This is a genomic window from Brevibacterium sp. VCM10, from assembly GCF_000583215.1.
GTDB lineage: Bacteria > Actinomycetota > Actinomycetes > Actinomycetales > Brevibacteriaceae > Brevibacterium > Brevibacterium linens.
In genome coordinates, this window is sequence record NZ_JAJB01000071.1 from 1 (window position 1) to 11,187 (window position 11,187).

Annotated in this window: 8 protein-coding genes; 4 read left to right on the top strand and 4 right to left on the bottom strand. The window is 66.4% G+C overall.

Features of this window, described 5'->3' with window-relative positions:
• Positions 1–37: 37 nt before the first annotated feature.
• From AD89_RS0116430 to AD89_RS0116440, 3 genes are all read right to left on the bottom strand, one after another.
• Entirely contained in the window at positions 38–1,273 is a 1,236-nt protein-coding gene (locus AD89_RS0116430; protein WP_025780609.1) for a threonine/serine ThrE exporter family protein, read from the bottom strand.
• A gap of 122 nt (positions 1,274–1,395) precedes the next feature.
• Positions 1,396–3,036, bottom strand: coding sequence for a GMC family oxidoreductase (locus tag AD89_RS0116435; protein WP_081770516.1), 1,641 nt, complete (start codon positions 3,034–3,036; stop codon positions 1,396–1,398).
• Between the two features lie 194 nt (positions 3,037–3,230).
• Positions 3,231–5,162 (bottom strand): primary-amine oxidase, encoded by a 1,932-nt coding sequence (locus tag AD89_RS0116440; protein WP_025780611.1) that lies wholly within the window; start codon positions 5,160–5,162, stop codon positions 3,231–3,233.
• Positions 5,163–5,262: 100 nt separating this feature from the next.
• Between AD89_RS0116440 and AD89_RS0116445 the strand changes: the two genes are divergently transcribed.
• From AD89_RS0116445 to AD89_RS0116460, 4 genes are all read left to right on the top strand, one after another.
• The gene (locus AD89_RS0116445; protein WP_025780612.1) at positions 5,263–5,859 is read left to right on the top strand and encodes a TetR/AcrR family transcriptional regulator; all 597 of its coding nucleotides are present in this window, start codon (positions 5,263–5,265) and stop codon (positions 5,857–5,859) included.
• Positions 5,860–6,027: 168 nt separating this feature from the next.
• Positions 6,028–6,990 carry a helix-turn-helix domain-containing protein gene (locus tag AD89_RS0116450; RefSeq protein WP_025780613.1) on the top strand — a complete coding sequence of 321 codons (963 nt, stop codon included), beginning with the start codon at positions 6,028–6,030 and terminating at the stop codon, positions 6,988–6,990.
• A gap of 290 nt (positions 6,991–7,280) precedes the next feature.
• Positions 7,281–8,672: an APC family permease gene (locus tag AD89_RS0116455; protein WP_231488735.1), complete on the top strand. Its 1,392-nt coding sequence runs from the start codon at positions 7,281–7,283 to the stop codon at positions 8,670–8,672.
• A 124-nt stretch (positions 8,673–8,796) separates the two neighbouring features.
• Positions 8,797–10,200: an aldehyde dehydrogenase family protein gene (locus tag AD89_RS0116460; protein WP_025780615.1), complete on the top strand. Its 1,404-nt coding sequence runs from the start codon at positions 8,797–8,799 to the stop codon at positions 10,198–10,200.
• A gap of 88 nt (positions 10,201–10,288) precedes the next feature.
• Here AD89_RS0116460 and AD89_RS0116465 read toward each other — a convergent pair whose 3' ends face one another.
• Positions 10,289–11,113, bottom strand: a complete 825-nt coding sequence (locus tag AD89_RS0116465) for a metallophosphoesterase (RefSeq protein ID WP_025780616.1) — start codon at positions 11,111–11,113, stop codon at positions 10,289–10,291.
• Positions 11,114–11,187 lie beyond the last annotated feature (74 nt).

An 11,187-nucleotide genomic window follows, 5' to 3' on the forward strand; every position in this document is an offset into this window, starting at 1 on the left:
GGTTGCTGGGCCGCCGTCAGGTAGTTCTGAGGGTGTCTCAGGCGACGATTTCGTCCTTGGGCTCAACCGCGTGGGCGATGGCGGCGCCGATGACCGTGCCGATGGCGATGGTGAAGAATGTGGTCGCAGCTGCGAGCATGCTGCCGGCAACCCCAGCGCCGTCTCCGAATTCGATCTGTGAGGCGTTGAGGAGGCCGAATGATCCGGGTGCGACAACGAGGAACGCAGGCACGAAGCTGATCCGCCAGATCGGACCTTTCGGCAGGCGTGAGAGCACGACGGCCACCAGCGATGCCGTCAATGCACCGGCCAGTCCGCCGATAGCCGCACCGAACTCGGCACCGATGCCCAGCTGAGCCAGCGCGGCCGCGGCGATGGTGAGGACGATCGGCACGGTGTGCTCGAGCGGAGTGTGCAGATAGATGATGAGCCCCAACGTCGCGGCAGCCACACCGAGGGCGGAGAGCCACCACGTGGAATCGGTGAGCTGGGAGTTCGCCAGCGCCTCGGCGCCGGTACCCGTGACGACTGCGGCACCGGCGACTCCGGCGATGAACATCGCCAACTGCACCGAGGAGGACACGAGCCGGGAGCTGCCGGCCGATAGTGCGCCAGCGGAGATCTCGGTCAGCCCGGTGACCACGGCACTGCCGGGCAGCAGCAGCGCCAACGTGGCGACGATCGTGCGCAGGGGACTCTCGAGCCAGTCGAGCCGGTATCCGGCAAGGACGATGACAGAGATGATGAACGCCGAGGCGACCGGCAGCAGCGGACCGAGGCTGGGATGTTTGGCGTTGAGTGCCAGGGCGCCGGCGACGATGAGTGAGCCGAAGGCGGCGAAAGCGAGGTTGACCAGTCCTGGTTCGAGCAGCAGGCACAGGCCGATGCCGATGGGCAGTGCGCCGAGGTAGGTCAGCCAGGCGGGCCAGCGTGGGGGAGTGCCGTAGACCTCGGACTCGATCATTCGGCTGGCGGTCTCGATGCCGAGTCGGCGTGCGCGCAGGGCATCGACGATGTCGAGCAGCTTCGCGGTCTGGTCGAAACGGAGATCGGCGCCGATGCGTTCGAACCTAGTGGCGCTCGATGACCCGACGGTGAGGAAGAGACCCTTGGGCAGTGCGGCGACGTTGATGGATTTCAGACCGACGGCGGGAGCGAGCCCGGTCAGGGCGTCTTCGACATCGACCGAGGAGATTCCACCGGCAAGCAGGCCGGTGCCGATGGTCACCAGCAGCTCTTGGGCGAGGACAGTCGACTCGTCAGCTTCGTGCACTTCCGGTCCCTCTCATCAGCTGGTCACTCACCGACCTCGAAGATACCAGCCTCTTACTACCCGACGGGGGCCCAGCAACCTCGCCAGGTTGCTGGGCCCCCGTCGGGTAGCAATAAGGGGAGTCAGTGAGGGGCTGGGGCGGTGATTCCGTCGGCGGGGGAGCCGACGAGAGCGGCCGCGGCGCGTTCGGCGATCATGATCGTCGGAGCGTTCGTATTCCCGGTCGGCACCAACGGCATGATCGACGCATCGGCCAGTCTCAGCCCGCTCACGCCCCGGACCTCGAACGTGGCCGGGTCGACGACCGCCTCGGCGTCCGTGCCCATCCGGCAGGTTCCGGCTTGGTGATGATAGGTCACGACCGACCCGCGGACGTAGTCCTCGAGATCCTCGTCGGCCACCTCGGGGCCGGGATGGATCTCGGTGGGCTGCCACGATGACAGCGCCTCGGCCCGCCCGATCTCACGGCACTGCCTCACCGAGGCGACGAGGGCGTCGACATCGGCCTGTGCCGAGAGCACCTGCGGATCGACGACGAGCGGATCCTGCGGGTTCGGCCCGCTGAGCCTGACCTCGCCGCGGCTCTCGGGACGCACCAGGCCGCCCTGCAGAGTGAAGGCTCCGCCGGGCCCCGGTCCGGTCTGCGCGGCAGGGGCCGCATCCTGGGCATACATCGGCACGGAGAAGAACAGCGGCTGAGTGTCGGGGACCGGCAGCTCCGGGCGGGACTTCGCAAAGAAGTGAACCTCGGCGGGCGCCACCTCTCCCATCGGCACCTCTCGATCGCCGGTGGCGAAGACGACCGGTGAGAGCCAATGATCCTGGAGGTTCTTGCCCACGCCCGGCAGATCGGCGACCGAGTCGATGCCGACCTCGGCAAGGTCTGCGGCGGGCCCGATGCCCGAGCGCAGGAGAAGCTCGGGCGAGGCCAGGGCACCGGCGGAGAGGATGACCTCGTCGGCGGACACAGTGCCGACCCGTCCCCGGAAATCAATCTCGAGACCGGTGACCGCGGTCCCGTCGAGGAGAAGCCGACGGGCGTGAGCGGAGGTGAGGATCGTCAGATTCTCATCGCCGAGGCGGGGCTTGAGGTAGGCACGCCAGGTGTTCAGCCGTTTGCCGTCGCGGACATTGAGTTGGATCTTTCCGATGCCTTCGACGGTGCCGGAGTTGTAGTCGTCGTTGACGGGCACGCCGGTCTGTACGGCGGCCGTGAACATGTCGTCCTGCAGGGGGTTGCGTGCATAGTCGACGCGCACATCCATCGGCCCGTCGGTGCCGCGGTTCTCGGTGATCTCGCCGTCATAGTTCTCGATCGCGGCGAAGACAGGAGCGACCTCGTCCCAGGACCAGCCGGGGCATCCGGATTCGACCCACTGGTCGTAGTCCCAGGCGTCACCGCGGACCCAGATGACGGCGTTGAGGGCATTCGATCCGCCGAGTACCTTCCCGCGCGGCAGATGGATCTTCCGGCCCAGCGCGACGGGCTGCGGAGTGGTGTAGTAGTCCCAGTCCTGAGCCGAATGCCAGATGAGACCGAGGTTGTTGAGGTGGTCGATGTTCGGGTTCGTCTCGTCCCCGCCGGCCTCGATGAGACAGACCTTCTTTCCGGCGTCGAGGAGTCGGCGGGTGATCACGCACCCGGCCGATCCTGCTCCGACGACGATGTAGTCGAAGTCGTCATCGGGGAGTTCGGTGGGGAAAGTCGTCGGATGAGTGGTGATGTTCGCGGCCACAGTGCCTGCCTCCTGCTCGGTTGTCATGGCCACAGGCTAGTGACGCCGGTCACCGGTGAGGAATGCCTGCGGTCGAGGTGTGCACGATTCGGCAAGCCGTCGGCGACGGTTGTGCGCGCATCGTCAATTCCGGTCCCACCCGACGTCTCCGTGCTACCCGACGGCGGCCCAGCAACCTCGCACCAGGTTGCTGGGCCGCCGTCGGGTAGCAATTGGGGAGGTCAGGAGTCGCAGCAGGGGGAGCCGGACTCGGGGGCGGGGACGTCGAGGACGGGGGAGCGGTCGAAGAACCCTTCCGGTCGCAGCTTGAAGCCGACGGTGTCGACGGGCATGATCGGCCAGTCCTCGACCCGCGGGAAGTGGGTGAGACCGAAGCTGTGCCAGACGACGATGTCTTCCCCGTCGACGCTGCGATCGGCCGCCGTCCACGCGGGCAGTCCCGCATGGCCGGGGTGCTGATTCGGGAAGTCCCCGGTCGGATAGCGTTCGTCCTCGTGATACTGCGACACCCACAGCGACTTCGACGCGAACGTGGCACGGCGGTGAATCGACGAATCTTCGGCCGCGAGCAGCGTCGGCAGGCCCGTCGGGTGCAGTTTGTAACCGACCGGTTCGCCGAGACGGTTGGTCGACTCCGGCTTCGTCACCACCCAGGTCCGCGCCTTCGACTGATCCGCATCCCGCTGCGCAGCCAGCTCGGTGGCCAGAACGGTCCGAGACCGGCTGAAGGCATTGCCGCGCGGATTGTCCTGCGAGACCGGCAGACGCACCACATCCTCCTCTTCGACCCGGCACTTGCCGCCGTCGAGGGCGAAGTCGAGCCGAGCCCCGAAGAGGTGCTGGTGGAACGGGGCACCGAGACCGGGCGCGATCTCCGAAGCGAAGTCCGTCGACCCGGTCGGCAGCGCCGAGGTGAAGACGACGCCGGTGGCCTTGGCCTCGAACTCGATCGTGCCGTCGAGGTAGAGGTACCAGTAGAAGCCGTAGTCGTAGTTGCCGACCGTGGTGAAGAACGAGACGACGAACCGGCGGTTGCGCCGGGTGTAGGCGACACCCGACCACAGGTCCGAATGCTTGGCCAGGATCGACGCGTCCTCCTCATGCATGCAGATGCCGTTCTTGATCTGCCGAGGTTCGCCGAGGTTGTTCGCCACCCACGGCGACAGATAGGTGATATCGCCGAGGCAGTCACACCCGAGCTCGAGTGAGTTCGCCCATTGCCCGACGAGGTATTCGCCGGTGTCGAAATAGTTCTGCCACGACCGCACCGGTGAGGGGTCACCATAGGGAACGACCATCTCGGCGATTGCCGCCCGATCGAGGATCGTGCGACGGCGCTCGCCGTCGTCGAAGGCGATGTTGTGCAGGACGAGGCCCTCCCGCATGTCGAAGCCGACATCGAACGACCACTTCTCCCACTCGATGTGGTTGCCCTCGGTGACCGTGAAGCTCGGCCCCTGAGGCTGTGTGATCGAGATCGGCTTCTGCGAAGTCCGCACGGGCCCGGTCAGCTCGGGATCCGTGTAGTTGCCGTGTTCGGTGGGCACCGGAACGGTCTCGAAATCGAGGACCTGGTCGACGGTTCGGTTCGTGACATCGACATAGGCGACGAGCCCGTCGACCGGGTGCGCCCACGCCGAGTCCGACTCATGCTGCTGGTGGAACGCCAGCCCGCGCAGGATCCGTCGCCCCTTCTCATCCGGGTATTCGAAGACCCCGGCCGACAACGGCGCCACCCGCACCTCTGCGACGGGCAGTCCGCGCTTGGCGAGGCTCGCCTGCCATGTCGGATCGGCGGCGAGGACCTCTTCGACGACCTCGAACTCCTCTTCCATGACGGGGAACTCGCCCTCTTCGGTGGAGTCCACCTCGGCGACGGATTCGACTGTCTCACGGGTGGCCGAGACGACGATATCGTGGGCGGTGCCGGCGGACTTGTCGAGGATGAAGGCACGGAACCGGCGATCCACCTCGGCGGTGGTCCGATCCGTGCCGCGCACGGGATCGAGCAGGCCGACGTAGGCCATGCGCGCGGAGTCGGGGAAGTGCCCGGCCGAGCGCAGCACCGCGGTGACGGCTGCGATCTCGGCCTCGGTCGGCAGGGTGAAGGGGGTGGTCGCCTCGGCGGCGGGAGCGGAGGAATGGCAGGACATGGTGCACCTTTGCAATCTGGGCCTGTGGGCTGAGTCACGCTAAAATCTACACTCGTAGGAAATAAAGTCAAGACCCGATCTGCACCGCTGTGGAGGAGCCATGCCCAAGATCGTCGACCACGACCAGCGTCGGCTGGACCTCGTGCAGGCGACGCTGCGCCTGATCGTCCGCCAAGGTCTGAACGGGGCGACGATGCGCGATATCGCGACCGAGGCGGGCTTCGCCAATGGGGTCATCAAGTCGTACTTCGGGTCGAAGGCAGACCTGCTGGCGGCCACCTACCTCTACGTCTTCGAGGCCACGAACGCCAGGGTGGCGACCTCGACGGCGGGTCTGCGCGGGCTCGATGCGCTGTGCTCCTTCGCCCATGAGATGCTCCCGGTGACGCCGGAGCTGCATGATGAGGCCCGTGTCGTCCTGTCCTATCTCGCCGAGGTGGCCCAGAATCCCGATCATGCCCGCGCGACCGCTGCGACCATGGAGCTCTGGCGGGCGTGGATCGTGACCTGGCTCGGTGAGGCCGACGCCGATGGTCGGCTGCGGGGCGAGGTCGACATCGAATCCGAGGCCGAGGTGCTCCTGACGTATCTCCTCGGTGCGCAGACCACTGCGATCATCGGCGGGCACGGATTCGACTTCGCCGGCTTCCGGGCCCAGCTCGACTATGTCATCGCCCGACTCGGCCGGCGGAGCTGATCCGACAGGGTCGACGAACGCGGGGTGGAGGGATCCTTGCCGGAAATATATGACCAAATGGTCGGTAAACTGGCTCGAGGTCGTGACTGCCCCGCCGTTTGGGGATAGAGTGACCGGACAACGAGCCCTCGACGCAGCGGTCGGGGCCCGAGCGAACTGAGGACGACGATGTTGCTTGAAGACACTGCGAACGACTTCGACGACTGGCGGAGCCTGGTCTCGGACTCGTTCGTCCCCCTCGATACCGAACCCCAGCGCCGAGGCGGATTCCAGGGTCGCATCAGCGCGCGCGATTACGACTCCGTGGTGATGTCGCAGATCAACGCCGATCCGCATGCCGTCCTGCGCACTCCCGAGCTGATCGCCCGAGCCCGATCGGAATCGCACGGCTGCCCGGCCGGGACGAACTACTTCAAGGTCTCGCTGCAGCTCGACGGGCACGGTCTGCTCGTCCAGGACGGGCGAGAGATGGCCCTGGCCCCCGGGTCGCTGGCCATCTACGATACGTCCCGACCGTATACGCTCAGCTTCGATTCGGACTTCTCGTCCTACGTCATGATGTTTCCGCAGTCGCGGGTCAACCTTCCTGCCGGAACCGTCGGTCAGCTCACCGCCACCCCGATCGGTGCCGACCATCAGCTCGGCTCGGTCGTCGCCCAGGTCATCTCGCAGGCCGGGGCCATGCTGCCGACCCTCAACCGGGCGACAGGTGTGCGATTGGCGGGCAACGTCGTCGATCTGCTCACCACGGTGATGGCCGATGAGCTCTCGGCCGCAGGCGGCGAGATCGACGAACGGCAGCGACTGTGGGCCGAGATCACCGACTACATCGATGCCCACCTCTCCGACCCTCAGCTTGCCCCCTCGACCATCGCCGCTGCCCACTTCATCTCGGTGCGCACCCTGCACCAGATCTTCGAAGGCAGCGGTGAGACCGTGGCCGGGGAGATCCGGCGGCGGCGCATCGAGAAGTGCCGACTCGACCTCGCTGACCCCGGACAGCGTCAGACTCCGGTGGCCGCCATCGGCGCCCGGTGGGGACTGAGTGATCCTGCCCATTTCTCCCGGCTGTTCCGCAGCGCCGTCGGCCAGCCGCCCGCCGGGTACCGCCGCAGGACCCAGGTCGACTGAGCCGGTCCCCACCCCGGCTGAACCGAAACGGACGAGGCGCGGATGCGCGAATCGTCAAGAACTCTGCCTGCAAAGCCAAGACACGGCAGGCGGGCGGTGTCCACACTGGCAGTAGTCTCTTTTACTGTTAGGTGGATCACATGAGCACTCTCAGCTCGGACCCGGCCAAAGGCGGCCTGGGTTCCCCGATCAGCAACGGCGCCGATCGGCACTCCACGGACGTCGGGAACGCACCCGCGGCCACGGCTTCACTCGATGCCCGCCGCATCGGAATCCCCGCTCTCGTCTTTATGATCATCGCCGCCTCGGCGCCGTTGACCGTCGTCGCCGGCGGAGTCCCCAGCAACTTCGCCGTCACCGGTCTGGTCGGGATTCCGCTGTCCTTCGTTGTCCTCGGAATCGTCCTCATCCTCTTCGCGATCGGCTATGCCGCGATGAGCCGCCACGTCCACAACGCCGGCGCGTTCTTCGCCTACATCTCGAAGGGGTTGGGCAAGCCCGCCGGGATGGGAGCGGCGATGACCGCCCTGGTGGCCTACAACGCCATGCAGATCGGCATCGCCGGAATGTTCGGCTTCGTCTTCTCCTCCTTCCTCGACACCCTCTTCGCCATCTCCTGGTCCTGGTGGGTCTGCGCCCTCATCGCCTGGGTCATCGTCGGCATCATGGGAGTGATGCGCGTCGACTTCTCCGCGAAGGTGCTCGGCATCATCGTCGGCGCGGAGTTCCTCGTCGTCATCGTCTTCGACATCATCGGACTCGCACACAGCCCCGAAGGCATCACCGGCGACGGGCTCGCGTTCGACCAGCTGTTCGCCCCCGGGGTCGGCGCGGCCCTGGCATTCTCGATCGCGGCTTTCATGGGCTTCGAATCCGGGGCCATCTACAACGAGGAGGTCAAGGATCCCCGTCGCACGGCCGGTCGGGCCACCGTCATCGCCGTGAGCATCATCGCGGTGTTCTATGCGTTCTCCGCCTGGGCGATGGTCATCGGCGAAGGGGCCTCGCAGGTCATCGGCCGCTCCCAGGAATTCGGACCTGACCTCATGTTCGTATTCCTCGGCGAACACGCCCCGGTGTGGTTCGTCGACCTCGGCAACCTGCTGTTCCTCACCTCGCTGCTGGCCGCACTCGTGGCCTTCCACAACATCGTCGCCCGCTACGTCTTCGCCCTCGGCCGGGACCGGGTCCTTCCGCAGTCGCTGGCCAGGACCTCACGACGCACCGGCGCGCCCGTGGCCGGCTCCCTCACCCAGTCGGGCCTGGCCCTCGTCATCATCCTCGTCTTCGCCGTGGTCGGCTCCGGCAGCGATGACCCGCTGTTCCCCGTCGTCACGCTCTTCACCTGGCTGACGAACATGGGTGCCTTCGGGCTCGTCCTGCTCATGGCGCTGACCGCGCTCGCCGTCGTCGGCTTCCTGCGCACGAAGTCGGGGGAGTATTCGCTGTGGACCCGAGTCATCGCCCCCGGCCTGTCCGCGGTCGGACTGCTCGCCCTGTTCGTCGCCATCGTCATCAACTTCAATGTCCTCATCGGCGCAGAGGGCACCTCAGTCCTGTCCTGGCTGCTGCCGGCCATCGTTCTCGTCCCCGGGCTCATCGGCACGATCTGGGCCATCGTCCTCCGCTCGTCCGCGCCGCACCTCTATGCAGGAATCGGTTCGGGTGGTTCCCTGGGATGACGTAAGCGTTCCGACCGCCCGAAACAGCCGTACACACCGCCGGAAAGTGACCACACCAACCGCCGCCGACCACCCGGTCGCCGATCAAAGGAGCACCATGACCGCCGAGGCAACCGCCACCGAAATGACCACCACCGCTGGAATTCTTGCCGCCATCGTCGACCCCGCCGGACGCGAGATCCATGATCCCGCCACCGGCGAGGTCGTCGGCCGCACTCACGAAGGCACCCCGGCAGAGATCGACGCTGCCGTGGCCGCCGCACGCAAGGCCCAGTCGACGTGGGCCGCGCGCACCTCCCAGGAGCGCAGCGACCTGCTGGGCAAAGCCGCCGATGCGATCGAAGCCTCCGCCGAGGCGCTAGCCGAACTGCTCTCCCGCGAGCAGGGCAAACCGCTCAACGGGCCCAACGCCCGTTTCGAAGTCGGCGCGTGCGCGGCCTGGCTGCGTGCGAACGCTGCTTTCGAGCTCGAACCCGACGTTCTCGTCGATGACGGTGAGACCCACGCCGAACTCCACTACCGTCCCGTCGGCGTCGTCGGAGCAGTCGGGCCCTGGAACTGGCCGATGATGATCTCCGTCTGGCAGTTCGCGCCCTCACTGAAGATGGGCAACACCGTCGTCCTCAAGCCCTCGGAGTACACGCCGCTGTCCGTGCAGGCGCTCGTGGCCGTGGTCAACCAGGTGCTGCCGGCCGATGTGCTCGCAGTCGTACCCGGAGACGGAGCGGTCGGTGCCGCTCTGACCAGCCACGCAGACGTCGACAAGATCATGTTCACCGGGTCGACGAAGACCGGACAGGCGATCATGCGCACCGCCGCCGACAACCTCGCCCGCATCACTCTCGAACTCGGCGGCAATGACGCAGGCATCGTCCTCGAGGATGCCGATCCCGCCCAGATCGCGGGAGACCTGTTCTGGGGCGCGTTCATCAACACCGGACAGACATGTGCTGCGATGAAGCGTCTCTACGTCCCCGAATCGCTCTACGACCAGGTGTGCCGGGCCCTCGTCGAGGTGGCCGGACAGTCTCCGATGGGCGTGGGCTTGGACGAGGAGAACGTCCTCGGTCCGTTGCAGAACAGGCAGCAGTACGACATCGTCGCCCGCCTCGTCGACGCAGCCAAGGACGGGGGAGCCCGCGTGCTCCTGGGAGGCGACCCCGTCGTCGACCAGCCCGGCTACTTCTACCCGACGACGCTGGTCGCCGACATCGACAACGACAATCCGCTGGTGGCCGAGGAGCAGTTCGGGCCGGTGCTGCCGATCATCAAGTACACCGACCTCGACCAGGCCATTGAGTGGGCCAACGAACTCGAAGTCGGTCTCGGATCCTCGGTGTGGGGCACGGACCTCGACGCCTGCCGGCAGGTCGCGGCTCGGCTCGAAGCGGGAACCACGTGGATCAACAAGCACGGTGCCGTCGATCCCCGCGTGCCCTTCGGCGGGGTGAAGAAGTCAGGCTTCGGCCTCGAATTCGGCCTCGAGGGGCTCAAGCACGTCAGCGTCCCCCAAGTCATCTCCTGGTAATTACTACCCGACGGTGGCCCAGCAACCTCGCGCGAGGTTGCTGGGCCACCGTCAGGTAGCACGTAGGGTATTCTCCAGTGCCGGGTTCTCAGCTGATCGTTGCTCCGTGGAGGACGAACGGTGCGAAGACCGGGGCCGCCTCGGCGAGATGGCAGGGGTCGATTCCGACGATTCGCCGGCCAGTGTGTTCGAAAGTTGCATGGCGGTGATTGAGGTCGAGTCTGATCTGCGGTTGGATCCAGGACTCGGCCGACCACTGGCTGCGGTTCCAATCGAAGGCACTCGAATGGCCGTGAATTTGATTGAACGGCAGCTCGGCCTCGAGCCGCGGCCAGGATGGGTAGACCTCTGTCCCTGCGGCCGCCCACACTGGGCCGGCATTATCGTCATCGACGCCGAGCAGCATCGTCCCGGGATGCCAGAGCGCGCTATCGGCGGCTGCCTCCTTCAGTGCCGCCAACGTCGCCTCGGCACTGTCGGGGGCTCCGAGCCCCTGTCGCCAGAATCCAGCCGTCAGGCCGGCATGAGTGATCAGCCACTCCTCGCCTGAGCCGTCGGTGACAGCTGCTGCCGCTTGGAGGCGACCATCTGCCCACCAGCCCCGTAGCTGCTCCTGGGCGGTCTCCTCGATGACTTCGTTCCATCTGAAAACCGGGCGGTCGACGTAGAGCTGTTCATGATTGCCCACGATCTGAGTCCACACACCCCGTTCCAGAAGACCGGCGACGAGGCCGACGACTTCAGCGGAGGCCGGGCCTCGGTGGACCAGGTCGCCGACTTGGATGACATGGAGGTCGTCCGGCCAATCGATCTCGGCTCCGAACCGCACGCCGAGCTCTCCCAGGAGATGGACGAGCGGTCCGAAATGACCACCGACGTCTCCGATCACAGCGATACGGGTTGGGTCAGCCATATCCCCAGTCTCTCACCGATTCCGCCGCGACTGCGCGCTCCCAGGCACCTGACGGGGGCCCAGCAACCTCGCGC

What these genes read in the sequence shown, in the direction of transcription:
- AD89_RS0116435 (WP_081770516.1), bottom strand. Translation starts at nt 3,036, where the DNA reads ATGACAACCGAGCAGGAGGCAGGCACTGTGGCCGCGAACATCACCACT.
- AD89_RS0116440 (WP_025780611.1), bottom strand. Translation starts at nt 5,162, where the DNA reads ATGTCCTGCCATTCCTCCGCTCCCGCCGCCGAGGCGACCACCCCCTTC.
- AD89_RS0116445 (WP_025780612.1), top strand. Translation starts at nt 5,263, where the DNA reads ATGCCCAAGATCGTCGACCACGACCAGCGTCGGCTGGACCTCGTGCAG.
- AD89_RS0116450 (WP_025780613.1), top strand. Translation starts at nt 6,028, where the DNA reads ATGTTGCTTGAAGACACTGCGAACGACTTCGACGACTGGCGGAGCCTG.
- AD89_RS0116455 (WP_231488735.1), top strand. Translation starts at nt 7,281, where the DNA reads ATGATCATCGCCGCCTCGGCGCCGTTGACCGTCGTCGCCGGCGGAGTC.
- AD89_RS0116460 (WP_025780615.1), top strand. Translation starts at nt 8,797, where the DNA reads ATGACCACCACCGCTGGAATTCTTGCCGCCATCGTCGACCCCGCCGGA.
- AD89_RS0116465 (WP_025780616.1), bottom strand. Translation starts at nt 11,113, where the DNA reads ATGGCTGACCCAACCCGTATCGCTGTGATCGGAGACGTCGGTGGTCAT.